General features: G+C 62.4%; 28 protein-coding genes. 14 read left to right on the top strand and 14 right to left on the bottom strand.

All coding sequences use genetic code 11. The annotated features are described in order from the left end of the window. Nucleotides 1–2: 2 nt before the first annotated feature. Nucleotides 3–779, bottom strand: a complete 777-nt coding sequence (ubiE, locus tag OVA00_RS17525; protein WP_060580649.1) for a bifunctional demethylmenaquinone methyltransferase/2-methoxy-6-polyprenyl-1,4-benzoquinol methylase UbiE — start codon at nucleotides 777–779, stop codon at nucleotides 3–5. A 172-nt stretch (nucleotides 780–951) separates the two neighbouring features. On the opposite strand from ubiE, the gene mutM reads away from it, so the two are divergent. The 4 genes from mutM to dnaA all read left to right on the top strand — a co-directional run bounded on the left by mutM (nucleotide 952) and on the right by dnaA (nucleotide 5,710). Next, on the top strand, nucleotides 952–1,842 hold the full coding sequence (gene mutM, locus OVA00_RS17520) for a bifunctional DNA-formamidopyrimidine glycosylase/DNA-(apurinic or apyrimidinic site) lyase (RefSeq protein ID WP_034797500.1): 891 nt from the start codon (nucleotides 952–954) through the stop codon (nucleotides 1,840–1,842). Between the two features lie 46 nt (nucleotides 1,843–1,888). Further along, nucleotides 1,889–2,662: an enoyl-CoA hydratase gene (locus OVA00_RS17515; protein ID WP_060519737.1), complete on the top strand. Its 774-nt coding sequence runs from the start codon at nucleotides 1,889–1,891 to the stop codon at nucleotides 2,660–2,662. 191 nt (nucleotides 2,663–2,853) lie between these two features. Continuing rightward, nucleotides 2,854–3,120 carry a 30S ribosomal protein S20 gene (gene rpsT / locus OVA00_RS17510; protein ID WP_034797494.1) on the top strand — a complete coding sequence of 89 codons (267 nt, stop codon included), beginning with the start codon at nucleotides 2,854–2,856 and terminating at the stop codon, nucleotides 3,118–3,120. Between the two features lie 1,144 nt (nucleotides 3,121–4,264). Further along, nucleotides 4,265–5,710, top strand: a complete 1,446-nt coding sequence (dnaA, locus tag OVA00_RS17505) for a chromosomal replication initiator protein DnaA (protein WP_060519887.1) — start codon at nucleotides 4,265–4,267, stop codon at nucleotides 5,708–5,710. Between the two features lie 51 nt (nucleotides 5,711–5,761). Here the strand turns inward: dnaA and gcvA are convergent, their stop codons facing one another. Next, the gene (gene gcvA / locus OVA00_RS17500) at nucleotides 5,762–6,706 is read right to left on the bottom strand and encodes a transcriptional regulator GcvA (RefSeq protein WP_268089380.1); all 945 of its coding nucleotides are present in this window, start codon (nucleotides 6,704–6,706) and stop codon (nucleotides 5,762–5,764) included. Nucleotides 6,707–6,840: 134 nt separating this feature from the next. Between gcvA and OVA00_RS17495 the strand changes: the two genes are divergently transcribed. The 6 genes from OVA00_RS17495 (at nucleotide 6,841) to OVA00_RS17470 (ending at nucleotide 11,169) form a co-directional block, all read left to right on the top strand. Next, a complete protein-coding gene (locus OVA00_RS17495; protein ID WP_268089379.1) occupies nucleotides 6,841–7,800 on the top strand; it encodes a DMT family transporter in 960 nt (319 codons plus the stop codon). Between the two features lie 122 nt (nucleotides 7,801–7,922). Further along, nucleotides 7,923–8,297 carry a YciI family protein gene (locus OVA00_RS17490; RefSeq protein ID WP_034797485.1) on the top strand — a complete coding sequence of 125 codons (375 nt, stop codon included), beginning with the start codon at nucleotides 7,923–7,925 and terminating at the stop codon, nucleotides 8,295–8,297. Then, the gene (locus tag OVA00_RS17485) at nucleotides 8,294–9,565 is read left to right on the top strand and encodes an RNA polymerase sigma factor (protein WP_060608319.1); all 1,272 of its coding nucleotides are present in this window, start codon (nucleotides 8,294–8,296) and stop codon (nucleotides 9,563–9,565) included. The genes OVA00_RS17490 and OVA00_RS17485 overlap by 4 nt, the downstream gene beginning before the upstream one ends. 87 nt (nucleotides 9,566–9,652) lie before the next feature. Then, the gene (locus OVA00_RS17480) at nucleotides 9,653–10,048 is read left to right on the top strand and encodes a DoxX family protein (RefSeq protein ID WP_034797480.1); all 396 of its coding nucleotides are present in this window, start codon (nucleotides 9,653–9,655) and stop codon (nucleotides 10,046–10,048) included. A 27-nt stretch (nucleotides 10,049–10,075) separates the two neighbouring features. Further along, nucleotides 10,076–10,447 (top strand): DUF1801 domain-containing protein, encoded by a 372-nt coding sequence (locus tag OVA00_RS17475; RefSeq protein WP_060519741.1) that lies wholly within the window; start codon nucleotides 10,076–10,078, stop codon nucleotides 10,445–10,447. A gap of 107 nt (nucleotides 10,448–10,554) precedes the next feature. After that, complete coding sequence (locus OVA00_RS17470; RefSeq protein WP_060580653.1) at nucleotides 10,555–11,169, top strand: glutathione S-transferase family protein; 615 nt, start codon at nucleotides 10,555–10,557, stop codon at nucleotides 11,167–11,169. 28 nt (nucleotides 11,170–11,197) lie between these two features. Here the strand turns inward: OVA00_RS17470 and hemW are convergent, their stop codons facing one another. The 4 genes from hemW to rph all read right to left on the bottom strand — a co-directional run bounded on the left by hemW (nucleotide 11,198) and on the right by rph (nucleotide 14,256). Further along, complete coding sequence (hemW, locus tag OVA00_RS17465) at nucleotides 11,198–12,382, bottom strand: radical SAM family heme chaperone HemW (protein ID WP_268089378.1); 1,185 nt, start codon at nucleotides 12,380–12,382, stop codon at nucleotides 11,198–11,200. 81 nt (nucleotides 12,383–12,463) lie between these two features. Next, nucleotides 12,464–13,108, bottom strand: a complete 645-nt coding sequence (gene rdgB, locus OVA00_RS17460; protein WP_090300958.1) for an RdgB/HAM1 family non-canonical purine NTP pyrophosphatase — start codon at nucleotides 13,106–13,108, stop codon at nucleotides 12,464–12,466. 17 nt (nucleotides 13,109–13,125) lie between these two features. Continuing rightward, the gene (locus tag OVA00_RS17455; protein ID WP_060519747.1) at nucleotides 13,126–13,521 is read right to left on the bottom strand and encodes a VOC family protein; all 396 of its coding nucleotides are present in this window, start codon (nucleotides 13,519–13,521) and stop codon (nucleotides 13,126–13,128) included. A 15-nt stretch (nucleotides 13,522–13,536) separates the two neighbouring features. Beyond that, the gene (gene rph / locus OVA00_RS17450; protein ID WP_034797469.1) at nucleotides 13,537–14,256 is read right to left on the bottom strand and encodes a ribonuclease PH; all 720 of its coding nucleotides are present in this window, start codon (nucleotides 14,254–14,256) and stop codon (nucleotides 13,537–13,539) included. A 262-nt stretch (nucleotides 14,257–14,518) separates the two neighbouring features. On the opposite strand from rph, the gene hrcA reads away from it, so the two are divergent. Both hrcA and grpE read left to right on the top strand, forming a co-directional pair. Then, complete coding sequence (hrcA, locus tag OVA00_RS17445; protein ID WP_034797467.1) at nucleotides 14,519–15,598, top strand: heat-inducible transcriptional repressor HrcA; 1,080 nt, start codon at nucleotides 14,519–14,521, stop codon at nucleotides 15,596–15,598. A gap of 262 nt (nucleotides 15,599–15,860) precedes the next feature. Further along, a complete protein-coding gene (gene grpE / locus OVA00_RS17440; protein WP_034797465.1) occupies nucleotides 15,861–16,469 on the top strand; it encodes a nucleotide exchange factor GrpE in 609 nt (202 codons plus the stop codon). A gap of 94 nt (nucleotides 16,470–16,563) precedes the next feature. On the opposite strand, the gene OVA00_RS17435 is transcribed toward grpE, so the two are convergent. Next, complete coding sequence (locus tag OVA00_RS17435; RefSeq protein ID WP_268089377.1) at nucleotides 16,564–17,799, bottom strand: D-arabinono-1,4-lactone oxidase; 1,236 nt, start codon at nucleotides 17,797–17,799, stop codon at nucleotides 16,564–16,566. 11 nt (nucleotides 17,800–17,810) lie between these two features. Then, the gene (locus OVA00_RS17430; RefSeq protein WP_060519753.1) at nucleotides 17,811–18,578 is read right to left on the bottom strand and encodes an SDR family NAD(P)-dependent oxidoreductase; all 768 of its coding nucleotides are present in this window, start codon (nucleotides 18,576–18,578) and stop codon (nucleotides 17,811–17,813) included. Nucleotides 18,579–18,728: 150 nt separating this feature from the next. On the opposite strand from OVA00_RS17430, the gene OVA00_RS17425 reads away from it, so the two are divergent. Further along, a complete protein-coding gene (locus tag OVA00_RS17425) occupies nucleotides 18,729–19,541 on the top strand; it encodes a helix-turn-helix transcriptional regulator (RefSeq protein WP_268089376.1) in 813 nt (270 codons plus the stop codon). Nucleotides 19,542–19,595: 54 nt separating this feature from the next. Here the strand turns inward: OVA00_RS17425 and ptsN are convergent, their stop codons facing one another. The 6 genes from ptsN to lptC form a co-directional block, all read right to left on the bottom strand. Then, entirely contained in the window at nucleotides 19,596–20,060 is a 465-nt protein-coding gene (gene ptsN, locus OVA00_RS17420; RefSeq protein ID WP_034797457.1) for a PTS IIA-like nitrogen regulatory protein PtsN, read from the bottom strand. Between the two features lie 172 nt (nucleotides 20,061–20,232). Further along, complete coding sequence (hpf, locus tag OVA00_RS17415) at nucleotides 20,233–20,805, bottom strand: ribosome hibernation-promoting factor, HPF/YfiA family (protein WP_034797455.1); 573 nt, start codon at nucleotides 20,803–20,805, stop codon at nucleotides 20,233–20,235. 223 nt (nucleotides 20,806–21,028) lie between these two features. Beyond that, complete coding sequence (gene rpoN / locus OVA00_RS17410; RefSeq protein WP_414436864.1) at nucleotides 21,029–22,519, bottom strand: RNA polymerase factor sigma-54; 1,491 nt, start codon at nucleotides 22,517–22,519, stop codon at nucleotides 21,029–21,031. Between the two features lie 194 nt (nucleotides 22,520–22,713). After that, complete coding sequence (gene lptB / locus OVA00_RS17405) at nucleotides 22,714–23,532, bottom strand: LPS export ABC transporter ATP-binding protein (RefSeq protein WP_034797451.1); 819 nt, start codon at nucleotides 23,530–23,532, stop codon at nucleotides 22,714–22,716. A gap of 12 nt (nucleotides 23,533–23,544) precedes the next feature. Continuing rightward, nucleotides 23,545–24,105 (bottom strand): LptA/OstA family protein, encoded by a 561-nt coding sequence (locus OVA00_RS17400; protein ID WP_034797449.1) that lies wholly within the window; start codon nucleotides 24,103–24,105, stop codon nucleotides 23,545–23,547. Between the two features lie 15 nt (nucleotides 24,106–24,120). Continuing rightward, nucleotides 24,121–24,789, bottom strand: a complete 669-nt coding sequence (lptC, locus tag OVA00_RS17395; protein ID WP_034797447.1) for an LPS export ABC transporter periplasmic protein LptC — start codon at nucleotides 24,787–24,789, stop codon at nucleotides 24,121–24,123. A 263-nt stretch (nucleotides 24,790–25,052) separates the two neighbouring features. Between lptC and sppA the strand changes: the two genes are divergently transcribed. Next, nucleotides 25,053–26,012, top strand: a complete 960-nt coding sequence (gene sppA, locus OVA00_RS17390; RefSeq protein ID WP_034797445.1) for a signal peptide peptidase SppA — start codon at nucleotides 25,053–25,055, stop codon at nucleotides 26,010–26,012. Nucleotides 26,013–26,024: the final 12 nt, after the last annotated feature.

Genomic DNA, 26,024 nt, shown 5'->3' with positions numbered 1-26,024 from the left:
GATCAGATTTTCCAGCCGGAATGCAGCGCTGCGATGCCGCCGGTGTAATTGGTGAAGGAGACGCGCGAGAAGCCCGCTTCCTTGATCATCGTCGCGAAGTCCTTCTGGTTCGGAAACTTGCGGATCGATTCCACCAGATACTGGTAGGGCGCTTCATCGCCGGTGATCAGCTTGCCGAACTTCGGGATCGCGTTGAACGACCAGGCATCATAGAAGCGGTCGAGCAGCGGCATTTCCACTTCGGAGAACTCCAGCACGAGCAACCGGCCGCCGCGCTTCAGCACCCGGTATGCCTCCCTCAGCGCCACGTCGATGCGCGGCACGTTGCGGATGCCGAAGGCAATCGTATAGGCGTCGAAGGTATTGGCCTCGAAAGGCAGGTCCTCGGCATTGGCCTCGACGAAATCGAGATTGGCGGAGAGCTTCTTCTTCTCGGCGCGCTCGGCGCCGACGGCCAGCATCGAGCCGTTGATGTCGAGCACCGTCGAATGCGCCTTGCGGTCGGAGGCTTCGATGATGCGGAAGGCGATATCGCCGGTGCCGCCGGCAACGTCGAGCGTCCTGTAGCCCTCGCGGCGTGGCGGGTTGAGGGCCGCGATCATCGCATCCTTCCAGGCGCGGTGCAGGCCGGCCGACATCACGTCGTTCATGATGTCGTAACGCTTGGCCACCTTGTGGAAGACGTCGTTGACGAGCGGCTGCTTCTCGCCCGTGCCGACGTTGCGGAAACCGAAAGATGTTTCCATGCCGCCATCGGCCGATACGCGCTGATCCGTCATACGAAGAACTCCACCTGAACCAATTTTTCCGGCACCATAGCGAAAAGGCCCGTCACACGCTATCTCGTGGGCGGGACTGCGGCTGCGGCATAGCGCACCCCTATAGGATAAGAAGCCCGCCAAGGAAATGCCAACCACCGCATCCGGTGGCTGAGATCGAAGGAGTGCATTCATGCCGGAGTTGCCCGAGGTCGAAACCGTCAAGCGCGGCCTGGCGCCGACCATGGAAGGCGCGCTGCTCGTCAATGCGGAATTGCGCCGGCCGGATCTGAGGTTTCCCTTCCCGGAGAATTTCTCCTCGACCGTTGCCGGCCAGCGCATCGTCTCGCTGTCGCGCCGCGCCAAGTATCTGATGATCGATCTGGAAGCCGGTGACGTGATCATCGCCCATCTGGGCATGTCCGGTTCCTTCCGCATCGAGGTGGGGCCAGCGGCAACAACGCCCGGCGAATTCCACCATCCGCGCGGCAAGGATGAAAAGCACGATCACGTCATCTTCCATCTCGACGGTGCGCAAGGCCCGGTGCGGGTGATCTACAACGACCCGCGCCGCTTCGGCTTCATGGACCTTGCTCGCCGCGACACGGTGGCGAGCCACGCCTATTTCCGCGCGCTCGGCGAGGAGCCGACCGGAAACGTGCTCGATGCCGCCTATCTCGCCGCACGCTTTTCCGGCAAGGCGCAACCGCTGAAGGCGGCGTTGCTTGACCAGAAGAACATCGCCGGTCTCGGCAATATCTACGTCTGCGAGGCGCTCTGGCGCTCGCACCTGTCGCCGCTGAAACCGGCAGGCGCGCTCGTCGACAAGCGCGGCAAGCCGAAGGAGGGGCTCGTGCGCCTGACGGATGCGATCCGCGAGGTCATCGCCGATGCCATAGCCGCCGGCGGATCGTCGCTGAAGGACCATATCCAGGCTGACGGCTCGCTCGGCTACTTCCAGCACTCTTTCTCCGTCTATGACCGCGAAGGACAGGCTTGCCGCACGCCCGGCTGCGACGGTACGGTCGCCCGCATCGTGCAGGCGGGACGCTCAACCTTCTATTGCCCGCACTGCCAGAAATGAACGCCAGTCCGTGAGCGGTCTGGTGCATGAACCGGAGGAAACAGAAATGACCTACGAAACGCTGCTGGTCGAAACACGCGGCCGCGTCGGCCTGGTGACGCTCAATCGTCCGCAGGCGCTGAATGCGCTGAACTCGACCGTGATGCGCGAGCTTGCCGCGGCGCTGAAGGCCTTCGACGCCGACAAGGAGATCGGCGCCGTGGTCCTCGCCGGCTCGGAGAAGGCGTTTGCCGCCGGTGCCGACATCAAGGAGATGCAGACGCTCGATTTCGTCGACAGCTATCTCGGCGACTTCATCGGCGGCTGGGACCAGGTGGCGGCAGCTCGCAAGCCTTTGATCGCTGCCGTTTCCGGCTACGCGCTTGGCGGCGGCTGCGAGCTGGCGATGATGTGCGACTTCATCATTGCGTCCGAGACCGCGAAGTTCGGCCAGCCGGAAATCACCCTCGGCGTCATTCCCGGCATGGGCGGTTCCCAGCGCCTGACGCGCGCCGTCGGCAAGGCGAAGGCCATGGACCTGGTGCTGACCGGCCGGATGATGGATGCGGCCGAGGCCGAACGCGCGGGACTCGTTTCGCGTGTGGTGGCGCCGGAGAAATTGATGGAGGAAGTGCTCACCGCTGCCGAGAAGATCGCCTCCTTCTCGCTGCCCGCGGTGATGATGGCCAAGGAGGCCGTAAGCCGCTCGCTGGAGCTGACGCTTGCCGAAGGCCTGCGTTTCGAGCGTCGGCTCTTCCACTCGCTGTTTGCGACCGAAGACCAGAAGGAAGGCATGGCCGCCTTCGTCGCCAAGCGCAAACCGGAGTTCAAACATCGCTAGCCCAGAGCACGGCGCGCAGATTCTGGAAATTGCGCGTTGACGGGGCGGCGGTTTCCCGCTATACGCCGCCCTCAGTTTGGAACGCCATTCTGGGCTTTCCGGAAATACTCCCGAATTGCTTTGATGACAGGTCGCAGTGACCCGGCACGGCGAGGGGCGGAGTTCATGTCAGTTTTCGAAGAGAGGCACAAATGGCCAATACAACTTCGGCGAAAAAGGCGACCCGCAAGATCGCACGCCGCACCGCAGTGAACAAGGCCCGTCGTTCGCGCGTTCGCAACTTCATCCGCAAGGTCGAAGAAGCGATTGCAACCGGCGACCAGGCAGTTGCAGCCGCAGCGCTCAAGGCAGCTCAGCCCGAGCTGATGCGCGCAGCCACCAAGGGCGTCCTGCACGCCAACACTGCATCGCGCAAGGTTTCGCGTCTTGCACAGCGCGTAAAGTCGCTTTCGGCCTAATCCGGCTAAGAAAAATCTGTTAATCGAGAGCCCGGCCCTTGCGCCGGGCTTTTCGGATTCATACTTCTGTCATCGCGATGGTTAATCTGGCGGCTTGGGCTTATGTCAGTGCGATGACAAGATTTATATAATTATTTCAATGACTTGTGAGAGGTCCTTATCAAAAGGATGTCTCTGACTGGGGGTCCGTTCGGCCCATTCTGAGTCAAGCGAATTTTTATTTTTTTTCTTTTTCGCCAGCTAAGCAAAGAGCGAAAAATCAAAACCCTTGATTCAACAGGGATTCTTCTCGGACTCGGAATGCGGCAAGCAAATGGCGGCCGGAGAGTCAACGGCCAGCGCTTAAGGTTGCGTAAAAATCGCGATTGATCTTGCCCATCGATCCTGCCTAAATGCCCTCCACAGGGGACACGGACCACATCTGTAAAAAGAAGCAAAAGAGGCCATTTCGAAGAAATGGTTTCGATGTTTCTGTCCTTTGTATCAGGGCGGCTCCGCGTCGTTCAATCAGACAAGTCGAAGGTGAAAAAAACCGGATGGTTCATACCGCTCCGGACGGGAAACTTTCGTCCTGTGATTGTGAGGCGGCCATCTGCAGCACCTGCGTCCGGTCGGACGCCTAGAGGTCGCTGCGGCGCTTTGACGGCTGCCTGTCTTGCCCTTTGATCGGCTACGACAAAGGAAAGATGCAGGAGGCCTCGATGGAGGGTGCAAGCGGCGCCCGACGCGAGGCCAAGGTCCAACGCGCGGCTCATCGCTTCGTACGAGGGTGCGACGAGCTGTTGACGAGGAGGAGGATCCGGTACGGCGCGGGAGCGCGTCGAAGGGATTGTTGACGAGAGGCGCGAGGGGACATCCTCCGGCCCAGCAGGGCAGGTGGGTGCGCGTAGCGCGCAGCGAGGCGGGAGATGAGGAGCCCGGCGTCGTCTGCGACTGTGACGTTCGGCGAAAGCGGCATGGCCCATACGGGCGCCGCGGGCGACGGACATAAGAGATGAGGCCGGCAGCGATGACGGCATCTGAACATGAATTGGAAGGCGGCAAAATGCAGATGAATTTGGTGACGGCGGGCGCACTTCAGAAAGAAGGAGACGCATTTCAAGCCGGAAGCAATCTATCTCAGGCGGCGGGGGAAAAAACCGACATGAGGCACGACGCACTGTTCGAGCGGGTAAGTGCGCGTCTCAAAGCTCAAGTCGGTCCGGATGTCTTTGCAAGCTGGTTTGGGCGTCTGAAGCTCCATTCCGTATCCAAGAGCGTTGTGCGTCTTTCGGTGCCGACCACGTTCCTGAAGTCCTGGATCAACAACCGTTATCTTGACCTCATCACCTCGATCTTCCAGCAGGAAGACGGCGAGATCATGAAGATCGAGATCCTGGTGCGCACGGCAACCCGTGGCGCCCGTCCGACCACCCAGGAAGAAGCGCTGCCGCAGGCGGCAGAAGCAGCTCCGGCTCAGCCCGCGCGCCGTCCGGCCGCAGCCCAGCCGGTGGCAACCGTTGCCGCGGCGACTGTCGCAAGCATGCAGAGGCCGACCCAGGCGCCGCTCTTCGGCTCGCCGCTCGACCAGCGCTACAATTTCGAAAACTTCGTCGAGGGTTCCTCGAACCGCGTGGCGCTTGCCGCCGCCCGGACGATTGCGGAAGCCGGCGCCGGTGCGGTGCGGTTCAACCCGCTCTTCATCCATTCGAGCGTCGGTCTCGGCAAGACGCACCTTCTGCAGGCGATCGCCATCCAGGCGCTGCAGAGCGCGCGTGCGCCGCGCGTCGTCTACCTGACGGCCGAATACTTCATGTGGCGTTTCGCCACCGCGATCCGCGACAACGACGCGCTGTCCTTGAAGGAGTCGCTGCGCAACATCGATCTCCTGATCATCGACGACATGCAGTTCCTGCAGGGCAAGTCGATCCAGCATGAGTTTTGCCACCTGCTGAACATGCTGCTCGATTCCGCCAAGCAGGTCGTCGTCGCAGCCGACCGCGCACCGTGGGAACTGGAATCGCTCGACAGCCGCGTTCGTTCGCGTCTCCAGGGCGGCGTCGCCATCGAGATGGACGGCCCGGACTACGACATGCGCCTGGAAATGCTGAAGCGCCGCCTCGACACGGCCCGTCAGGACGACGGTTCGCTCGACATTCCCGGCGAAATCCTGAGCCATGTGGCACGCAACGTGACCGCCAGCGGCCGCGAACTGGAAGGTGCCTTCAACCAGCTCCTGTTCCGCCGCTCATTCGAGCCGCAGCTCTCGCTCGAGCGCGTCGATGAATTGCTCGGCCACCTCGTCAACGCCGGCGAACCCCGCCGCGTGCGCATCGAGGACATCCAGCGCGTCGTCGCCAAGCACTACAACGTCTCGCGCCAGGAGCTCGTCTCCAACCGCCGCACCCGTGTCATCGTCAAGCCGCGCCAGATCGCGATGTATCTGTCGAAGACGCTGACGCCGCGCTCCTTCCCGGAGATCGGCCGTCGCTTCGGCGGACGCGACCACACGACCGTGCTGCACGCCGTGCGCAAGATCGAGGAGTTGATCTCGGGCGACACCAAGCTCAGCCATGAGATCGAGCTGCTGAAGCGCCTGATCAACGAATAGTCGAGGCGCATTGCCGCAAAAAAAGCCCGGGTTCGCCCGGGCTCTTTTATGTTACCGGACCGCTTTCAGTGCCGGCCGCGGCGGACGCTTGGTCGCCGCATTCCCCACACCCTGCTCGGCTCGTGCCTGTTCGATGATCCAGGCGCGAAAGGCCGTGACCGGCGGGCGGTCGAGTGCGGCCGGCGGGTAGACGAGATGGTAGGCAAGCCCGGTCATCACGCCCTCAGGGAAGGGGGCTTCCAGCACACCCTCCGCAAGCTCGCGCGTGACCAGCGACAGGCGCACCAATGCAACGCCGTCGCCGGCCTTGGCCGCCTCGATCGCGCCGTTGCTGTTGACGAAGACCGGCCCTCGCCCGGCGTCCACCCCGTCGGCGCCCGCCGCATCCAGCCACAGCCTCCAATCCTGACGATGGACGTCGTGCAAGAGCACATGCGCGGCAAGGTCACCCGGCATGTCGAGTGGGTTCCTGGCGCGTAGTGCCGGGTGAAGGACCGGCACCGGGTCGTCATCGATCAATCGTTCGCTCACAAGACCGTCATAGCGGCCAAGCCCATGACGGATGGCGATGTCGACCCCATCGCTGTTGAAGTCGGTCAGCCGATTGGTGGTGCTGATGCGCACGTCGATGCCGGGCACCTGTAACTCGAAGGCGCCGATGCGCGGCACCAGCCATTGCGCGGCAAAGGTGGGCGTGCAGCTGACCGTCAGCACCGGCGCACGCTTGCGCGCCGTCAGTTCCTCGGTCGCCTCGCGCATCATTCGGAACGCGCGCCTGAGCGTTGTGAAATAGGTGCTGCCATCCTCCGTCAGCGCCAACTGTCTCGGCCGGCGCTCAAACAGCGTCACTGCTAACGCCTGCTCCAGTTCGCGCACCTGCAGGCTGACGGCGCCAGGCGTCACTTTCAGTTCTTGCGCGGCCTTGGTAACGCTTAGATGTCGCGCGGTGGCCTCGAAGGCGCGAAGCGAGGCAAGCGAAGGAAGGTATGTCGACATGGTTTAGCCAAACTCAATCATGCGGCGAGAAATGATCGTTTGTTCGAAGCTCAATATCCTGAGAATAATGGCACAAAGTCAAGATGGTCGATGCCATCACGGTTTAGCCTGACAAACAAACGAGGGTTAAGGCAATGACACAAGCAACGCAGGTCAAGGTCATGGGCGCCCGGGAATGGGGCATGTTGATCCTGCTCTCCATTCTGTGGGGCGGCTCCTTCTTCTTCATCGGCGTCGCCGTCAAGGCGTTGCCTCCGGTCACGATCGTGGCGCTCCGCGTCAGTCTCGCGGCGCTCGCGCTGCTCGCCTTCGTTCGACTGATGGGACTGTCGATGCCGCGCGACCCGCGCGTTTGGCTCGCCTTCTTCGGGATGGGGCTGCTCAACAATCTCATCCCCTTCTCGCTGATCGTCTGGGGGCAGACGCATATCGCAAGCGGCCTTGCCTCGATCCTCAACGCCACCACGCCGCTGTTCGGCGTGATCGTCGCGCATCTCCTGACCGATGACGAGAAGCTGACAGCCAACCGGTTTGCAGGCGTCGTCGTCGGCTTCCTCGGGGTTGCGATGATGATTGGCCCGGCAGCGCTCGGTGGGCTCGGTTCGAACCTGCTTGCCCAGGTCGCCGTGCTCGGCGCAGCGCTCTCCTATGCGCTCGCGGGTGTCTTTGCCCGCCGCTTCAAGCGCATGGGCGTGGTGCCGATCGTGACGGCGACCGGTCAGGTCTCGGCCGCAAGCATCATGCTGGTCCCGCTGTCGCTGCTGATCGATCATCCCTGGACGCTTCCGATGCCCGGCTTCGACGTCTGGGCGGCGATCGTCGGCATCGCGCTGATTTCCACGGCGCTCGCTTACGTCCTGTTCTTCCGCATCCTGGAAACGGCCGGTGTCACAAACCTGATGCTGGTGACCTTCCTGATCCCGGTCAGCGCCATCCTGCTTGGCGCTTTGTTCCTCGGCGAAACGCTGGAACCCAAGCACTTCCTGGGCATGACCTTGATCGCGGCCGGTCTGGCGGCGATCGACGGGCGGCTTCTGCGCCTCTTTTCCCGACCGGCCGTCGACACCAAGTTAGAGTGCCGCGACAACGCTTGAGCATTTCTGATTTGCACGCATTGCGGGCCGGAGGGCGAAAGCACCACCGGCCCTGTTTTTTTCATCCGGGTTGTCGGCTATTGCTTGCCGCCACCGTCTTTGTTTCAGGAGCTGGAGTTCCGATGCTTTACGCCGTGTTTTGCTACAATCAAGAAGATGTCACGAACGCCTGGACCAAGGAGCAGGACGAAAAAGTCATGCATGATCTGTTGGCCGTACAGAGCAAATATGCGGAGGCAGGCCGGCTTGGGCCGGTGGCGCGCTTGATGCCGACGACGGCGGCGACGACGCTCCGGCACAGTCACAGCGAGACGATCGTAATCGATGGCCCGTTTGCCGAAACGAAAGAGCAACTGCTCGGTTTCTATGTCATCGACTGTGCGTCTCTCGATGATGCGCTCGAGTTCGCCCGTGATCTGAGTTCTGCCAATCCGGCCGCTGGCTCCTATGAAATCCGTCCTCTTGCCATCTACAAACCCAGTGAGCTTGCTTCATGACAGACACAGCCTGGATAGACCTCGCTCTCGTTTCGGCCCGGCCACAGGCCGTGGGCGCGCTGTTGCGCTATTTCCGCAACCTCGACACCGCCGAAGAAGCGTTTCAGGAGGCCTGTATCCGGGCATTGAAGACCTGGCCGAAGAGCGGCCCGCCGCGCGATCCCGCCGCCTGGTTGATCTTCGTCGGCCGCAACAGCGGCATCGACAAGGTGCGCCGCCAGTCCCGCGAAACGGCGCTGCCGCCGGAGGAAATTCTTTCCGACCTCGAGGATCAGGAGGGCGCGCTCGCCGACCAGCTCGACGGCTCCCACTATCGCGACGACATTCTTCGCCTGCTGTTCGTCTGCAGCAATCCGGCGCTGCCGGCAACGCAGCAGATCGCGCTGGCGCTGCGCATCGTCTCGGGCCTTTCTGTCAAGCAGATCGCCCGCGCCTTCCTCGTCAGCGAGGCGGCGATGGAACAGCGGATCACGCGGGCCAAGTCGCGTGTCGCGGCCGCCGGCCTTGCCTTCGAGACCCCGGATGCGGCCGACCGGTCAGATCGGCTCGCCGCCGTCGCCACGATGATCTACCTCGTCTTCAACGAGGGTTATTCGGCGATGAACGGCCCGGAAAGCGTCTCGGCCGACCTGTGCCAGGAGGCGATCCGCCTCGGACGCCTGCTGCTTCAGCTTTTCCCGGCCGAGCCGGAGATCAAGGGGCTGACGGCGCTCATGATGATCCAGCATTCGCGGGCGCGCGCCCGCTTCGACGCCGATGGCGCCGTCATCCTGCTTGATGACCAGGACCGCAGCCTGTGGGACCGCTCGCTGATCGACGAGGCCTTGGCGTTGATCGACAGGGCGATGCAGTACCGCCAACCGGGCGCCTACCAGATCCAGGCGGCGATCGCGGCGCTGCATGCCCGCGCCGAGCGTGCGGATGAGACCGACTGGGCGCAGATCGACCTGCTCTACCAGGCGCTCGAGCGGCTGCAGCCCTCTCCGGTGATCACGCTCAATCGCGCAGTGGCGGTTTCGAAGCGTCAGGGGCCGGAAGCCGCGCTGGCGATGATCGCGCCCTTGGCGGAAAAGCTCTCCGGCTATTTCTATTTCCATGGTTTGAGCGGCCATCTCCTGAAGCAGCTCGGCAAGGTCCGCGAGGCGCGTGTGGCCTTCGACCATGCGATTGCGCTTGCGACCAATGCGGCCGAATGCGCTTACATCCGCATGCAGCTCGACAAGCTCGATGAAACGCCTGGTATCGAGATCTCCGAAAGAAAAATCTGACGGTGCCTGTCGGGATCCCTCATGCGCTTTCGTCCTTGGACCGAGAACGAAATCCAAGGAGAGAAATCAGTGACCACCAGCCTCGTTATGCCCGCCCCAACGGCAAAGTCGATCATCCTCGGCCGCTTCCTCAGCGGCGTGCTAGTCGCCTTCCTGATTTTCGATGCCGTCATCAAGCTTGTGCCGCTTGCTGTCGTCACCGAAACCATGGTCGCGCTCGGCTATTCCGCCGACCAGGGTCTGGCGCGGCTGCTCGGCATTCTCACATTGTTGTGCACGGTGCTCTATGTGATCCCGCGCACCTCGATCCTCGGCGCCATTCTGCTCACCGGCTATCTCGGCGGGGCGATGGCGACGCATCTGCGGGCCGGCAGCCCGCTCTTCACCCATCTGCTTTTCGGCTTCTATCTCGGCGTGATCGCCTGGGGCGGCCTCTGGCTTCGGGATCCGCGGCTGCGCGCCCTCATTCCCTTCAGCAACTGACAGAAACGGAGCGCTCGAAAGACGACCATGACCAAAACAGTCAACGACTACATTGCCGGCCTCTCCGGTGTCCCGGCCGACGTGGCGAAGCGCCTGCATGGTGCCCTCCTGGCCACAGGCGCGCTCAATGACGCCGTCAAATGGGGCCATCCCATCTATGAGGCCGGCGGCGCGGTCTGTCTGCTCAAGGGGGCAAAGGATTACGTGACCTTCGGTTTCTGGCGCGGCGCCGAGATGCTCGATCTCGACGCACGCCTGGAGAAGGGCGGCGGCAAGGGCGACATGGCCTATATTCGCCTGCGCACCACCGATGACGTGGACGACGCTCAGGTCGCCCGGCTGGTGGCTAGGGGCATCGAGCTCAACCGGCTGAAGGGCGATCCGATGAAAGCCGCCTAGACGAAACAAACTTGCATCGTGGCCGAAGAAACAGAGCGCCTTTATCGGCCGCGATGCAATATCTCTTCACGGGAACAGGAATTCACGCCAGATCCCGCGAGGCAGCCATGATCCTCTACTATCAAACCCACTCTCCCTTCGCCCGCAAGGCGCTTGTCTTTGCTCACGAGATCGGCCTTGCCGACCGGCTGAAAGTCATCCACCACGAGACGAGCCCAACGCGGCGCAACGACGAGGTCTATGCCGAAAACCCGCTCGGCAAGGTTCCGGTGCTATTGCGTGAGGGCGAAGAGCCGATCTTCGACAGCGATGTCATCTGCGCCTATCTCGATACCCTGCATGAGGGACGCAAGCGGATTCCCGAGGTCGGCGAACCTCGATGGCGGGCGCTGCGCATGCAGTCGGTGGCGCAGGTTCTTGCCCAGACCGGGATCGGCTTGCGCTGGGAGTGGGAGAGGCGCCCCGAACATCTGCGTTATCCGGAACTCGCCAAGGGCTACGAAGAAAAGATCGAGGCGACCTACGATTGGCTGGAGCAGACGTTATCGCCCGAGGAAGACGTGGATATCGGGCAGATCGCGCTGGCGACGGCACTGTCCTGGATGGCGTTTCGCAACCTGCCGTCGTTTCGCAACCGTCCGAGGCTGACCCGCTGGTTCGATGCATTCGAAGGCCGGCCGTCGATGCAGGCCACGCCGCTGTCAGGTGAAACGTTCGATTGAGTCTGTAGCCGGCGAAGACCGCCTGCCCTCAGGGGCAGGCGAGATCAGCGACCACGGCGTCGAGGATCAGCATGCCGGCCGGCGTGCAGCGCAGACGCGAATTGCCCAGCCGCTCGATGAAGCCGTGATCGATCAGGAACTGCTCGCGCTCCGGGTCCGGGTCGCGGCCGGACAGCGTCTGCCATCGCGCCAAGTCGACGCCTTCCTTGAGGCGCAGACCCATCAGCAACAACTCGTCGGACTGTGCTTCGAGATCGAGGGATTCCCGCTCGATCATGCCGTGACCATGGGTCTCGACGAGCCGCAGCCATTCCTCCGGCTTGCGCTCCGTAGAGGTAGCGATCTTGCCATTGCCGATGCCCAGGCGCCCGTGGGCGCCCGGGCCGATGCCGGCATAGTCGCCGTAGCGCCAATAGGTGAGGTTGTGCCGGCTCTCGGCACCCGGGCGGGCGTGGTTTGAAACTTCGTAGGCCGGCATGCCGATGGCGGCGGTAATGTCCTGCGTCGCCTCGTAAAGCACTGCCGACTGCTCGCCATCAGGCACGATCAGCTTGCCGGCCTTGTGCAGGCCGTAAAAGGGCGTGCCTTCCTCGATCGTCAGCTGGTAGAGCGACAGATGGTCGACCGCATAGGAGACGGCTTCCTTCAGCTCACGCTCCCATTCTTCGACCGTCTGGTTCGGACGGGCATAGATCAGGTCGAAGGACATGCGCGGGAAGATCTTGCGCGCCAGCCGGATCGCCTTCAGCGCGTCCTCGACATTGTGCAGCCGTCCGAGGAACTTCAGATCGCGGTCGTTCAGCGCCTGGACGCCGAGCGAGACGCGATTGACACCGGCAGCGCGGTAGCCGTGGAAACGCGTCGCTTCGACGCTCGACGGGTTCGCCTCCATGGTGATTTCGATGCTGTCGGGCACATGCCAATGGCGAGCGATGCCTTGGAGGATGGCATCGACCGTCGACGGCTCCATCAAGGACGGCGTGCCGCCGCCCATGAAGACGCTGGTGACCGTGCGCGGGCCGGAGAGTTCGCGCACCTCTTCCATTTCCTTAAGGAAAGCTGCAACGAAACGCGGCTGGTCCACCGGCTGGTGGCGCACATGGCTGTTGAAGTCGCAATAGGGGCACTTGGCCGCGCAGAACGGCCAATGCACGTAGACCCCGAAACCGGGGTCCATGCCGTCACCGATCGCCGATAGCGTGGCAGTTTGCATTATTGCGTCTCTCATGGTCACTTTCAGTAGAGAGCGGGATGCGGGCGGAAACCGCACGCACTTTTCCTCATCCCGCTCAGATCAGGCTCCGAGGCAGGTCTCGGCAAAGATCTTGAAGGCGCGGGCGCGGTGCGACAGAGCCTCTTCGTCACCCGGCTTCCAGCCGTGTTTCTCGTCGGCGCTCATCTCGCCGAAGGTGGTCTCGTAGCCCTTGGGCTGGAACACCGGATCATAGCCGAAGCCCTGGCCGCCGCGCGGCGGCCAGACGACGAAGCCTTCGACCTCGCCGCGGAAAAGCTCGACATGACCGTCCGGCCAGGCAAGGCAAAGAACCGAGACGAAACGGGCGGTGCGCTCGGAAGGCGTTTTGGCGCCTTTCTCCTGCAGCGCATCTTCGACCTTCTGCATGGCCATGGCGAAGTCGCGGCTGCCATCTTCGCGCTCGGCCCAGTTGGCCGTATAGACGCCGGGCGCTCCATCGAGCGCGTCGATCGCGAGACCAGAATCGTCCGAAAGTGCCGGCAGCCCGGAGGCCTTGGCCGAGGCGAGCGCCTTGATCGTGGCGTTCTCCTCAAACGTCGTGCCGGTCTCGTCGGGCTCGATGAAGTTGAGGTCTGCCGCCGACTTCGCCTCGAAACCGAGCGGGCCGATCAGGTCGCGGATTTCGCGGATCTTGCCGGCGTTGTGGCTGGCGACGATCAGCGTCTTGTTGTCCAGTTTGCGCATGGTGTCTCGTTTCGTGTTCATTCGATGGACCAGAGGCCCGGTTCCGCACATTCAAGGCTGTTTCCGGCCGGGTCGCGGAAATAGAAGGACCGCGCCCCGTTCGGCCAGCGGGTGTCCGCTTCGATCGCGATGCCCGCCGCTTCCAGTTTCGCCTTCCAGGCGTCCAGCGCTGCGGCGGAAACCCGGAAGCACATGTGGCCCTGGCCGCTCGTGCCGTGCGGGATCGGCGGCTTCAGCGTTTCGGCCGGATTGAAAATCAGAAGCACGCCCGGTCCGCAGCGATAGAAGACGTGGCGGTTGCCGGCACGCGTGATCTTTTCGAGCCCGAGAATGCCACCGTAGAAGGCCTCGGCGGCATCGAGATCACCCACGTAAAGGGCGGTCTCGAGAATGCCTTCCAGCGCCGGGGCCATCTTGACGTTCCTTCCTCAGCCGGCGATCGCCTGCTTCTGCAGCGCGACCAGTTCGGCAATGCCGGTCTTGGCAAGGCCCATCAGGCTCGCGAATTCCTCTTCCGAGAACGGCTTGCCTTCGGCCGTGCCCTGGATCTCGACGATGCCGCCGGAGCCGGTCATAACGAAGTTGGCGTCGGTCTCGGCAGCGGAATCTTCGAGGTAATCGAGATCGATTACCGACTGGTTGGCGAAAATGCCGCAGGAAATGGCGGCGACATGATCCTTCAGGACCTTCTCGACCTTGACCATGTTGCGGGCTTCCATCCACTTCAGGCAGTCGTGGAGCGCGATCCAGGCGCCGGTGATCGAGGCAGTGCGCGTGCCGCCATCGGCCTGGATGACGTCGCAGTCGATCGAGATCTGGCGTTCGCCGAGAGCCGGCAGATCGACCACGGCGCGCAGCGACCGGCCGATCAGCCGCTGGATTTCCTGGGTGCGGCCGCTCTGCTTGCCGCTGGCCGCCTCGCGCCGCATGCGCTCGCCGGTGGCGCGCGGCAGCATGCCGTATTCCGCCGTCACCCAGCCCTTGCCGCCATTGCGCAGCCAGGCCGGAACCTTTTCCTCAAGGCTTGCGGTGCACAGCACATGCGTGTCGCCGAACCGCACCAGACAGGAGCCTTCCGCATGCTTGGAAAAATTGCGCTCGAAAGAAACCTTGCGCATTTGATCGGTTTTTCTGCCGGATGGCCGCATCGTCAACTCCTATCGTATCTCGTGAGCCTTCTACTGCATAATTCCCTAAATCGAAATCGATTTAGGGACAAAATTATGCAGCAGTTTAAGGTGCTGCAGCGACCTTTGGCGCGTCCAAGGATGCGCGGCGCTGCAGAGCATGGCAGAGGTAAAGGGATCCGGTGGAAAGCCGGACATTCGACCGTTTTTTCCCTTTTGCCAACGGACCGCAGGGACACTATATTCCGGCCACGGCAGGATGTGCCTGCATATGTGGAGTGACATGGTACTGCGCAATCCCGGAGCAAAGGAAATCGCCGCGGCGCTCGACGAGCGCTCGGGCGAAATCTTCCGTCGCATCGTGGAGACCTATCTGACGAGCGGCGAGCCGCTTGGCTCGCGCAACCTGTCGCGGCTTTTGCCAATGGCGCTGTCGCCTGCCTCCGTGCGCAACGTGATGAGCGATCTCGAAGATCTCGGCCTCATCTATTCGCCGCATGTCAGCGCCGGTCGCCTGCCGACCCAGACGGGCCTGCGCTTCTTCGTCGACGCCTTCATGCAGGTCGGAAATCTATCGCCCGAAGATCGCGCCTCTATCGACCGCCATGTCCGGCGCGACGACCATACCCAGCCGGTCGATACGCTTTTGACCGAAGCGAGCCAGATGCTGTCGGGCATGTCGCGCGGCGCGGGTCTCGTCATCACCGCCAAGGCCGATCCGGTGCTGAAGCATGTCGAGTTCATCCGCCTGGCGCCGACCAAGGCGCTGGCGGTGCTCGTCGGCGAACATGACCAGGTGGAAAACCGCATCATCGAGCTCCCGGCCGGCGTCACCAGTTCGCAACTCACGGAAGCGGCGAACTTCCTCAACGCCCATCTCGCCGGACAGACGATCGCCGAGGTGCGGGCGCAGCTCGAAAAGGTGAAATTGACGGTGCGCGGCGAACTCGACGCGCTGTCGCAGGATCTTGTCGAGCGCGGTCTCGCCATCTGGTCGGGCAACGAGGGCGACGAGAAGCCGGCGCGCCTGATCGTGCGCGGCCGCGCCAACCTGCTCGAAGGCCTCGAGGGTGCCGAGGACATCGACCGGCTCAGAATGCTGTTCGACGATCTCGAAAAGAAGGACAGCATGATCGAGCTGCTCGATCTCGCCGAAAGCGGCCCTGGGGTGCGGATATTCATAGGCTCGGAAAACAAGCTGTTTTCGCTTTCCGGCTCGTCGTTGATTGTCGCGCCCTATCGCGATGGCGAGGACCGCATCGTCGGCGCCGTCGGCGTCATCGGGCCGACGCGGCTCAACTACTCGCGCATCGTTCCGATGGTCGATTATACCGCGCAGTTGATGTCGCGGCTTTCGCGCTAAGGGCGCTTTTAGTCGTTGCATGTCTCATTGATCGATCTCGATGAAGGACAAAGACATGCAGCAAATCAAAGTGCTACAGCGACCTTTGCGCGTCTGATAAGACGCGCGGCGCTGTAGGAGCGCGATTGAACCCTTGATTTTTCGGCCCCAAACCTCGATATCGGCTTCAAATCCAGTCCCTAAGCATTTTTGCTGAAACGCAGGCTCGCGCTTGCGGCGTGGAAATGCGAAGGACAATAGAGACGACACTGCGGAGAACGTCATGACCGACGATACGAACAAGCACGGACCCGAGGCCACCGACGAGGTATTCGACGCCGCACCGGACGCTGCCGAGGCAGCAGCCGTTGCCGAGCCCGATCCGTTGGAACTCGCCCGGGCCGAAAGCGCCGAGCTGCGCGACAAGTACCTTCGGCTTGCCGCCGAAATGGACAACCTGCGCCGTCGCACCGAACGCGACGTCAAGGATGCCAAGTCCTATTCCGTTGCTGGCTTTGCCCGCGACATGCTTGCGGTATCTGACAACCTGCGCCGCGCGCTCGATGCCATTCCGGCGGAAGCCAAGGAAGCCGGTGAGGCCGGTCTCAACACGCTGATCGAAGGCGTGGAGATGACCGAGCGCTCGATGCTCTCGGCGCTTGAGCGTCACGGCGTCAAGAAGCTGGAGCCGGAAGGCCAGAAGTTCGACCCGAACTTCCACCAGGCGATGTTCGAAATCCCGAATGCGGATGTGCCGAACAACACGGTGCTACAGGTCGTCCAGGCCGGCTACACCATCGGCGACCGCGTCCTGCGCCCGGCCATGGTCGGCGTTTCCAAGGGCGGCCCCAAGGTCGTCGCTGGCGAAAACGGCGACGCGCCGACCGCCTGATCCTGCCGATCAGAATTCAACAAGAACGCCGCGCGAACTTCGCGCGGCGTTCTTGTTTGGGCTAAGCGTCGCGGTGTGCGTTCGTTCGCCGGCGCTATCCGAACAGTTGCTGCAGGTGATCGTTGAGGAAACGTCCCTCGGGATCGACCTTGGCCCTCAGTGCCCGGAAATCGCCCGCTCGGGGGTAGAGTGCCGTCACATCCTCGGCGCCGAGGAAATGCAGCTTGCCCCAGTGCGGCCGCGAACCGTACTGCCTGAGGATCGTGTCCACGTCCTTCAGATATTCCCAATAGTCGGTGCCCGGTTCGCCCGAGACCGAAAGCGTAATCGAATCCTGCTCGAAGAAGGGGCTGATCCAGCCGGTGTCGCCGGCGGTGAAGCGATACTCGATCGGGTAGATGCAGGTCGGGTGCTTTTCCAGCATCAGCTTGCGCACCGCCTTTACCGCTTCCTTGCCGTGGGCGACAGGCACTGCATATTCGAGCTCGTGGAAGTTCGGCACGTATTCGATCGGGTAGATCTCCGAGGAATAGGCGATCTTCTCGAACCCGCGCTCCATCGGCGCTTCCTCGGTGATGTCGATCACCTTCATCTCGCAGACGTCGGAGGTCTTGTCCGTGGTCGACACCGAGGCCGTGTCCGGCAGGCAGTAGCAGTGGCGGCTCTCCGGAACCGGGCACCAGAAGAAACCGAAATGGCGGTGCTTGGCGGCAAGCTCGTCGTGCTGTTCGATCATTTCGTCGAAGGTGCAGCGCCAGAGCTTTTCATGCAGATTGTAGCTCTCCATCGCCTGTAATGTGATCTCCGAGATCACGCCGAGCATGCCGACCGAGACGCGCGCCGCCTCCAGCAGATCCGGCGTGGTCTCGTCGACCACGAGGATGCTGCCGTCCGGCTGCACCAGCCGCATGCCGACGATCTGCGAGGCCATGTTGCCGAGCCTGGCGCCGGTGCCATGTGTGCCGGTCGTCAGCGCGCCGGCTAGCGCCTGGCTGTCGATATCGCCCTGGTTGATCAGCGACAGGCCGTTCTCCTTCAGCACCTTGCCGAGCTGGTTGATGGTGGTGCCGGCCTTGACCGCCGCGCGCTTGCGGGTGCTGTCGATGTTGACGACGCCCTGCATGCTCGAGAGTGTCAGCTGTAGCCCGCTGGTAAGCGCCACTGGCGTGAAGGAATGTCCGGAACCGGCGCAGCGAACGTTCAGCCCTTGCGCGGTTGCCTCGCGCACCATTTCGGCAAGTGCCGCCTCACTCTCCGGCGCGCCGCGATGGCGCACGATGCATGATTGGTTTCCGACCCAGTTGCGCCAGTGGCCACCTGCCTGAAGCATTTTCCCCTCCCTCAAACCGCGGTGAAGCAATTGTCGACGAACAGATGCGTGCCGTTGATGAAGCTCGCCTCGTCACTCGCCAGAAACAATGCCGCGTTCGCCACTTCCTTCGGATCGCACATGCGGCCCTGTTGCGCGGCGATCGCCGCTTCCGAAACGTCGACGCCGTATTTGCTGAGCCCGACGAGCTCGCGCTTGCCGTGGTCGGTGGCGATGAAGCCCGGGCAGACGGCGTTGCAGCGGATTCCGCGGTCGCGGAATTCCACGGCGATGGCGCGGGCGAACATGTGGCAGGCGCCCTTGGTGGTGTCATAGAGCACCTCCATCGGCGTTGCGGCCACGGCCGAAATCGACGAGGTGCAGACAATGCTGCCGCCGCCGGCCGCAAGCATGCCTGGCAGTACCGCCTTGGTCATCAGGAACATGCTGCGCACATTGACCGCCATCAGCCGGTCCCACTCGTCCTCCTCCGTTTCGAGGAAGGGACCGACGGCGAGGATGCCGGCGTGGTTGAAGAGCACGGTGATGGCGCCGAAGGCCGCTTCAACCGCCTTGACGGCGGACGTCACCTCGGCCGACACCGAGACGTCGGCCGGGGCAAAAATCGCCTCGCCGCCGTTGGCGCGGATCGAGGCGGCCACCTCTTCGCCTTTGCTGCGCGGCAGATCGACGATGCCGACCTTGGCGCCTTCGCGCGCGAACAGCTCGGATGCGGCAAGACCGCAGCCTCCCGCGCCACCGCTGATCAGCGCCACCTTGCCTGAAAGCCTGCCAGCCATCTTAATCCTCCCCTTGGCGCATCCTTCGCAGCGGTCGCCGATGACGACCCGCGACGGATCCGGTTTCTCACTCTCCTGGAATTATTGTTGACGAGTGAGGGGCTGTCGATATCCCATGGGGGATACGTAGGGTTGGGGGATGACAAGGGAATGCTCGCAAGCGAGTCCGCCGATATCTCGGCGATGATCGGCCTGATCGGCACGGAAGATTTCGGCCGAGCGCTCGATCGGATGCTCCGATCGGTCACCGGCTTCGATCTCTCGGTCGCGTTTGCCTATCCTTACGATGCAAGGCCGATCGTCCTGCATGACGGCTATACGGCCAAGGTGTCGGCAAGTGCGCTTTCCGCCTATCTCGGCGGCGCCTACCTGCTCGATCCCTTTTACGTCGCCTGTTGTGCCGGCCAGCCGGCAGGGCTCTGGCGAATGCGCGAGCTTGCGCCGGACCAGTTCTTCCAGTCCGACTTCTCGTCGTCGGCGGAAGTGCATCCCTGCGTGTCGATGGAATCCGGCGTTCTCGTCGAGGAGGTGGGCTTCGTCATCCCGCTCGATGGCGGCCTGCAGGCGACCTACTCGTTGATGCGCGGCCGCGGCGGCGAGCCTTTCAGCGAGACGGAGCTGGCCAGGCTGCGCGTCTACGAGCCGATCGTGCGCGAGGCCATCAGGTCGAACTGGCGCCAGCAGGGCCAGACGATTGCGCCGTCGCCCTCCGAGGAGGGCGACGATGCGATGGAGGCGGCGTTCGAAAGCCTGTGTTCAGATCGGCTGACCAAGCAGCAGCGCAACATCGTGCGCCTCATCCTTAGGGGCCACAGCAACCTGTCGATCGGCAAGGTGATGAACATCGCCGAGGGCACGGTTCGCATCCACCGCAAGAACATCTATCGCCGGCTCGGCATTTCGAGCCAGGGTGCCCTGTTCCGGATTTTCATTGATCATTTGAACAGGCGTCAGCTCTACTGAAGCAGGCTTCGAGCGACTGTGCGCATCCTGCCGGATGCGCCCCGTTGTTCAAGCTCAGGCCGCGTGCGAGGTCGCGTCGTCGTCGAGCAGCGTGTAGATCGCGCTGGCGGAATCGCTCGAGCGGATCTTGGCGACCATGTCCTGGTCGCGAAGCACGCGGGCGATACGCGACAGGGCTTTGAGGTGGTCCGCGCCGGCGCCTTCCGGAGCGAGCAGCAGGAATACGAGATCGACCGGCTGGTCGTCGAGCGCCTCGAAATCGACGGGCGTGTCGAGACGCGCGAAAATGCCGATGATCGAGGGGAGATTGTTGAGCTTGCCGTGCGGAATGGCGATGCCGTTGCCGACGCCGGTGGAACCAAGGCGCTCGCGCTGCAGGATCACGTCGAAGATTTCACGCTCGGGAACCCCGGTGATCTTAGAAGCTTTTGCCGCCAATTCCTGAAGGAGCTGTTTTTTCGAGTTGGCCCTCATGGCCGGGATGATCGCATTTTGATGCAGTAGACCTGCCAATGCCATTCTTTTGTCCTCGTTCGCCGGTTAGAGCCGGACAACATCATCACAAATGCGTCGCAATGGCTCTAACCATCTTTGTCATGGCGGATCCCATGCACAGAAAAGTCACATTTCCGGCCTGGCCGCTGAGTTGCGGGAGAGGGACGCCGGCACGCCGGCATCCCTCTTTTTTCGCTCATGCTTTGATATTGGCAGCATCGATCCAGCCAATATTTCCATCGTTGCGCCTGTAGACGATATTCAGTTCGGCCTTGCCGGGAGTGCGGAACATCAGGACGGGTTCGTCCGTCATGTCGAGCGCCATCACGGCGCTTGCGACAGACATCGTCCTTAATTGTTTCGAGCTCTCAGCCACGATGGTCGGCGCATAATCCTCGGGAACTTCGTCGTCCTCGAACGGCACCGAATCCATCACTGTGTAAGCCACCTCGGCAGCGTTCTGTCCGTTGCCGTTGTGGTGATCCTTCAGCTTGCGCTTGTAGCGACGCAGACGCTTTTCAATGCGATCCGACGCCGCGTCAAACGCAGCCTGTGGATCGTTCGCCTGGCCGTTCGCCTGCATTACCACGCCCGTATCGAGATGAAGCTTGCAGTCGGCGCTGAAGCGCGGCCCGGATTTTTCCACAGTGACCTGGCTTGAATATCCTCCGTCGAAATATTTGGTAACGGCCTGCTCGATCTGCTCGCCAATGCGGGCGCGGAACGAATCGCCGATTTCCATCTGTTTACCGGATACACGCACACTCATGGAGTTTCCTCTCTCGTTCGTGATTTGCGCAGCCAGTCTATTCCAAGCGGTCCCGTCATCCAAGCCTTTCAGACTTGCGAGCGCGCCTCTGTCGCAGCCACCGGTCGCACCGGAGGCTTCCGGGGTGAGCAGTCCCCGGCAATTGCGGCGGGCTCATATCGTCTGTGTCGGAGAGAGTCAATCGAAGGTCGCAAAAAAGTTAATGCGCCTTAACTTCCGGTGCTCAGAAACCGGCGGCCTTGGCGAGCGCGCGCTTCTCCCGCCGGCGCTGCACGGAGGAGGGGATATTCATCGCTTCCCGGTATTTGGCGACCGTGCGCCGCGCGATATCGATGCCGGCCTTCTTGAGGACGTCGACGATGTCGTCGTCAGAAAGCACCGCCTCGGTGCTCTCCTCGTGGATCAGCGTGCGGATCTTGTGGCGCACGGATTCCGCCGAATGGCTGTCGCCACCCTCGGCCGAGCCGATCGAGACGGTGAAGAAATACTTGAGCTCAAACAGCCCGCGCGGCGTCAGCATGTACTTGTTCGAGGTGACGCGGCTGACGGTCGATTCATGCATCTTGATGGCGTCGGCGACGGTCTTGAGGTTCAGCGGCCTGAGGTGCCCGATGCCGTTGACGAGGAACGCGTCCTGCTGGCGCACGATCTCGGTGGCGACCTTCATGATCGTGCGGGCGCGCTGATCGAGGCTGCGCGTCAGCCAGTTGGCATTTTGCAGGCATTCGTTGAGGAAGGCCTGGTCGGCGCTGTTTTTCTGTGTGCCGCGTGACACCAAAGCGAAGTAGTCCTGGTTGACCAGAACGCGCGGCAGCGCATCCGGATTGAGTTCGACCATCCATGAGCCGTCGGGCGCTGCCCGCACGACGATATCGGGCACGATCGCCTCGCTGACGCTGGTCTCGAAGCTGGTGCCGGGCTTCGGGTCGAGCTTGCGGATTTCCGCCAGCATGTCGATCAGGTCTTCCTCGTCGACGCCGCAGATCTTCTTCAGCGTCGCGAAATCACGCCGCGCCAGGAGTTCGAGATTGGCAAGCAGCGCCTCCATCGCCGGATCGAGCCGGTCGCGGGCGCGCAGCTGGATGGCGAGACACTCGCCGAGCGAGCGGGCAAATACACCGGGCGGATCGAACTGCTGCAGCGTCAGCAGCACCCTGAGGACATCGGCATGGGCGGCACCCAGCCGTTCGCCGACCTCGCCGAGGTCCGCCTGCAGGTAGCCGGCGTCGTCGAGCAGATCGATGAGATGCTGCGCGATCAGTCGATCGGAAGGAGCCGGCAGCGCGAAGGGCAATTGCTCCAGGAGCGTTTCGCGCAGGCTCTTGCGGCCGGCGACGAAATCGTCGAGGTCGTAATCTTCGCCCTCGCCGCCGCCGGGCATCGATTTCCACTGGCCAAGCAGTTCCGGCGCATCGGCGCGTTGCGGCGTGGTGTCGTCCTGGAAGACATTGGCGAAATCGGCATCGAGCTGGTCGTCGAGCCGCTCGCCGCTTTGCGACGTGGCGCTGTCATAGAGATCCGCCTGGCCGCCGCCGTCGTCGCTTCCGCCTCTCTCGTCTCCGCCGGCCATCTCGCCCTGCTCCGGGGCGACCTGATCGTCATTTGCCTGAAATTCGAGCAGCGGGTTCTTTTCGACTTCCTGTGCGATGAACTGGTTGAGCTCAAGATGCGTCATCTGCAGCAGCTGGATCGACTGCATGAGCTGTGGCGTCATCACCAGAGACTGGGACTGGCGCAGATGAAGGCTGGCGGACAGGGCCATGCTGACGCGAAACTCCCGAGAAATCTCCAGGGGCCGCGGTGCTTCTCCGGTCGCCGGTCGGGCCCTTTTCTTAATTGGCCCAAAAATTGCTTATCGGAAAGGTTTGGTCAAGCGCGTTCGCGGGCGGAATCGCCCGCGAGGCGGTCTCAGAGGCTGAAATTGTCGCCGAGATAGAGCCGACGCACGTCAGGATTGGTGACAATGTCGTTGGCGCGACCATGCGTCAGCACTTCGCCGGCATGGATAATGTAGGCGCGATCGATGAGGCCGAGCGTCTCGCGGACATTGTGGTCGGTGATCAGCACGCCGATGCCGCGCGAGGTCAGGTGCCGGACAAGCGCCTGGATGTCGGCGACCGAGATCGGGTCGACGCCGGCAAAGGGCTCGTCGAGCAGCATGAAGGTGGGGTCGGTAGCAAGCGCGCGGGCGATTTCGAGACGGCGGCGTTCGCCGCCGGAAAGCGCGATCGCCGGCGACTTGCGCAGATGCGTGATGTTGAACTCGCCGAGCAGGTCGTTGAGCTTGCTTTCGCGCCGCTCCAGGTTCTTGTCGTGAACTTCGAGCACGGCGCGGATGTTCTCCTCGACCGTCAGCCCGCGGAAGATCGACGCTTCCTGCGGCAGGTAGCCGACGCCGAGGCGTGCACGCCGGTACATCGGCATGGTCGTCACGTCATTGCCGTTGATCTCTATCGAACCCTCGTCGACGGGGACGAGGCCGGTGATCATGTAGAAGCAGGTGGTCTTGCCGGCGCCGTTCGGCCCGAGCAGGCCCACGGCCTCGCCGCGCCGCACCACCAGCGACACGCCGTTGACGACCCGACGCTCGCGATAGGCCTTGGTCAGTCCGCGGGCAATCAGGGTGCCGTCATAGCGCGCCTTATCGACCGCATGGCCGGAAGCGACCGCAGTGGTCGCCGACGGCTTGCGGACGCGTTTGCGCTTGTGGAGGAAGGGAAGTTGCACGAGCGGTCTACGTCAGTTCGTCTTGCGGGACTTCGGGTCGAGCTGGATCTGCACGCGGCCGCCGCAGGCTTCGAGCTGGGCCTCACCGGTTTCCATCTGGACGTTAAGCTGGCAGCCGACGAAGACGTTCTTGCCTTCGGAGAGAACGACCTTGTCGCCCTTGAGAACGAAGACCTGCTTGGTCATGTCGAACGAGCCGGTATCGGCCGTCGCCTGCTGCGTGCCGGAGCTCAGGAATACTTTCTCGCTGACCTCGATACGGTCGATGTCGGCGTCGCCGCTCGAAACCGAGCCGCCGCCGGACTTGTAGAAGACGACCATATTGCCGGCCTGCAGCGTCGTCGTGCCCTGCACGACCTTGACGTTGCCGGTGAAAATCGCCTTGCTTTCCGGGTCCTTGATTTCGAGCTTGTCGCTCTCGATCTGGATCGGCTTGTCGTTGGACAGCTCAAGGCCCTTCATCTTGCTCGACGTGGCCTGCGCAAAAGCGCCGGAGGCAATAATCAAAGCGCCCGCTCCGGCAATGGCCAGGCTGGCGGAAATCTTGAAAAATGATGCGGTTGTGACCGACATGGAGTGCACCGGGTCCTATTTCGCGTTTTTGCGGATGGCGGCGGGCTCGACGTTCACCCTCACCATACCCTCGAAAATTACAATACGTCCCTTATCCGTCATTCGCAGCGTCTGCGCAATGATCGAACCACCCTTCATGCTGATCGCAACGGGCTGCTTCGTTTCCATCTCGCCGGCATTGATGTCCAGATAGGCCGACTGGAAGTCGGCGTTGATGCCATTATTGACGGAAATGGTGAACGGGGCGTTCATGTCGAGCGTATTGGCGCCGCGATCATAGATGCCGTTGGTGGCGTCGACGGTCGCTATCATCGAATCCTTCATCGGCATTTCTGCATGGATCGTCTGCAGCGTGATGATGTCGGGGTTGGCGATATCCTGAAGCGCCCGCTGGGCCTTCATCGAGTAGCTGATGCCCTGCTTGTTGCGACCGGAGATCGCCGGATTCTTCATGACGATCTTGCCGTCCTCGATCGTCGCGGTCTCGATCTGCAGGTCGACGGGCATGAACGCGCGCACGAAGGACACGGCGGCAAAAATGACGGCAATGACGCCGGCGATGATCGGCAGGATGATCTTCAGGCGGCGCACGCGCGCGGAATGCCGTGCGGCGAGCGCATAGGCGTCGGCGGAGCTCGCACCCGTATCGGCAAAGATGCCCGGGGCTGGCGCGTGGTTCAACATGGAAGGGCCTGTCGGTTCTACTGCTTTTGTCGCTGACCCAACGTGGGGGTCATTTACATACATTGGTGTAAGTCGTCGCAAATATGGATATTTTTTGCTGACGCACAATGGCGCCGCAAAAAAACTCGGGTGAAGCGCAAAAACGCCAGCCGCGGCTTTCAACCGTGGTCAAGCGCGTCTATGGAATATGCCTCTTCGCGCGCAGATAGCACGTTCCCGCGGAAACTGACAGAAGCAGCGCCAACAAATCGGGAGAAACCCACATGGACGAACTCGCCATCGCCGATCGCCGCAGCCTGCGCCGGAAGTTGAGCTTCTGGCGCTTTGTGGTCGCGGGGCTGCTTCTCCTCGTCGCGCTCGCGATCTTTGCCTGGTCCGGGGCTGCCGACGACGTCGGCCACAACAGGCAGCATGTGGCGCGCGTTGCCATCACCGGCCTGATCCAGGATGACCGCGAACTGCTCGAGCGCCTGCAGAAGATTGCCGACAACGATAGCGTCAAGGCGCTGGTCGTGACCATTTCATCGCCGGGCGGCACCACCTATGGCGGCGAGGTTATCTATAAGGCGATCCGCAAGGTGGCGGCCAAGAAGCCGGTCGTTTCCGACGTGCGCACGCTTGCCGCCTCGGCGGGCTACATGATCGCGCTCGGCGGCGATACGATCGTTGCCGGTGAGAGCTCGATCACCGGCTCCATCGGCGTCATCTTCCAGTATCCGCAGGTCAAGGAGTTGATGGACAAGCTCGGCGTCTCCCTGGAATCGATCAAGTCGCGGCCGCTGAAGGCGGAACCTTCGCCCTTCCATCCGGCGAGCGACGAGGCGAAGGCCATGATCCAGTCGATGATTGACGACAGCTACGCCTGGTTCGTCGACCTGGTTGCCGACCGCCGCAAGTTGCCGCGTCCGGATGCGTTGCTGCTCGCCGACGGACGCATTTTCACCGGTCGCCAGGCGCTAAAGGCCAAGCTCGTCGACAAGCTCGGCGGCGAGGACGAAATTCGCGCCTTCCTCACGGAGAAAAAGGTGTCGAAGGACCTGCCGATCGTCGATTGGGAAGCCCCCCGCAAGACCCTGCCTTTTGGCCTCGGCGCGCTGGTCGGCAACTGGATCAAGATGTTGGGATATGACGCTTTTCCGGCAATGAGCGGGCTCGAAAAAATTGCAGGCGACAAGTTGTTTCTTGACGGTCTTGTTTCGGTTTGGCAGGTTGATGGCCAATGAGCAAGGCGACAT

The sequence above is a fragment of the Ensifer sp. SL37 genome (genome assembly GCF_026672675.1).
GTDB lineage: Bacteria > Pseudomonadota > Alphaproteobacteria > Rhizobiales > Rhizobiaceae > Ensifer > Ensifer adhaerens.
This window is presented reverse-complemented; position numbering and strand designations above follow the sequence as displayed.

What these genes read in the sequence shown, in the direction of transcription:
- OVA00_RS17475 (WP_060519741.1), top strand. Translation starts at nt 10,076, where the DNA reads ATGACCAAAACAGTCAACGACTACATTGCCGGCCTCTCCGGTGTCCCG.
- OVA00_RS17430 (WP_060519753.1), bottom strand. Translation starts at nt 18,578, where the DNA reads ATGGCTGGCAGGCTTTCAGGCAAGGTGGCGCTGATCAGCGGTGGCGCG.
- OVA00_RS17485 (WP_060608319.1), top strand. Translation starts at nt 8,294, where the DNA reads ATGACAGACACAGCCTGGATAGACCTCGCTCTCGTTTCGGCCCGGCCA.
- OVA00_RS17495 (WP_268089379.1), top strand. Translation starts at nt 6,841, where the DNA reads ATGACACAAGCAACGCAGGTCAAGGTCATGGGCGCCCGGGAATGGGGC.
- OVA00_RS17515 (WP_060519737.1), top strand. Translation starts at nt 1,889, where the DNA reads ATGACCTACGAAACGCTGCTGGTCGAAACACGCGGCCGCGTCGGCCTG.
- rph (WP_034797469.1), bottom strand. Translation starts at nt 14,256, where the DNA reads ATGCGGCCATCCGGCAGAAAAACCGATCAAATGCGCAAGGTTTCTTTC.
- OVA00_RS17455 (WP_060519747.1), bottom strand. Translation starts at nt 13,521, where the DNA reads ATGGCCCCGGCGCTGGAAGGCATTCTCGAGACCGCCCTTTACGTGGGT.
- OVA00_RS17400 (WP_034797449.1), bottom strand. Translation starts at nt 24,105, where the DNA reads ATGTCGGTCACAACCGCATCATTTTTCAAGATTTCCGCCAGCCTGGCC.
- OVA00_RS17425 (WP_268089376.1), top strand. Translation starts at nt 18,729, where the DNA reads ATGCTCGCAAGCGAGTCCGCCGATATCTCGGCGATGATCGGCCTGATC.
- grpE (WP_034797465.1), top strand. Translation starts at nt 15,861, where the DNA reads ATGACCGACGATACGAACAAGCACGGACCCGAGGCCACCGACGAGGTA.
- ptsN (WP_034797457.1), bottom strand. Translation starts at nt 20,060, where the DNA reads ATGGCATTGGCAGGTCTACTGCATCAAAATGCGATCATCCCGGCCATG.
- OVA00_RS17435 (WP_268089377.1), bottom strand. Translation starts at nt 17,799, where the DNA reads ATGCTTCAGGCAGGTGGCCACTGGCGCAACTGGGTCGGAAACCAATCA.
- hpf (WP_034797455.1), bottom strand. Translation starts at nt 20,805, where the DNA reads ATGAGTGTGCGTGTATCCGGTAAACAGATGGAAATCGGCGATTCGTTC.
- OVA00_RS17490 (WP_034797485.1), top strand. Translation starts at nt 7,923, where the DNA reads ATGCTTTACGCCGTGTTTTGCTACAATCAAGAAGATGTCACGAACGCC.
- dnaA (WP_060519887.1), top strand. Translation starts at nt 4,265, where the DNA reads ATGAGGCACGACGCACTGTTCGAGCGGGTAAGTGCGCGTCTCAAAGCT.
- rpsT (WP_034797494.1), top strand. Translation starts at nt 2,854, where the DNA reads ATGGCCAATACAACTTCGGCGAAAAAGGCGACCCGCAAGATCGCACGC.
- gcvA (WP_268089380.1), bottom strand. Translation starts at nt 6,706, where the DNA reads ATGTCGACATACCTTCCTTCGCTTGCCTCGCTTCGCGCCTTCGAGGCC.
- hrcA (WP_034797467.1), top strand. Translation starts at nt 14,519, where the DNA reads ATGGTACTGCGCAATCCCGGAGCAAAGGAAATCGCCGCGGCGCTCGAC.
- lptC (WP_034797447.1), bottom strand. Translation starts at nt 24,789, where the DNA reads ATGTTGAACCACGCGCCAGCCCCGGGCATCTTTGCCGATACGGGTGCG.
- OVA00_RS17470 (WP_060580653.1), top strand. Translation starts at nt 10,555, where the DNA reads ATGATCCTCTACTATCAAACCCACTCTCCCTTCGCCCGCAAGGCGCTT.
- sppA (WP_034797445.1), top strand. Translation starts at nt 25,053, where the DNA reads ATGGACGAACTCGCCATCGCCGATCGCCGCAGCCTGCGCCGGAAGTTG.
- mutM (WP_034797500.1), top strand. Translation starts at nt 952, where the DNA reads ATGCCGGAGTTGCCCGAGGTCGAAACCGTCAAGCGCGGCCTGGCGCCG.
- rdgB (WP_090300958.1), bottom strand. Translation starts at nt 13,108, where the DNA reads ATGCGCAAACTGGACAACAAGACGCTGATCGTCGCCAGCCACAACGCC.
- ubiE (WP_060580649.1), bottom strand. Translation starts at nt 779, where the DNA reads ATGACGGATCAGCGCGTATCGGCCGATGGCGGCATGGAAACATCTTTC.
- hemW (WP_268089378.1), bottom strand. Translation starts at nt 12,382, where the DNA reads ATGCAAACTGCCACGCTATCGGCGATCGGTGACGGCATGGACCCCGGT.
- rpoN (WP_414436864.1), bottom strand. Translation starts at nt 22,519, where the DNA reads ATGACGCCACAGCTCATGCAGTCGATCCAGCTGCTGCAGATGACGCAT.
- OVA00_RS17480 (WP_034797480.1), top strand. Translation starts at nt 9,653, where the DNA reads ATGCCCGCCCCAACGGCAAAGTCGATCATCCTCGGCCGCTTCCTCAGC.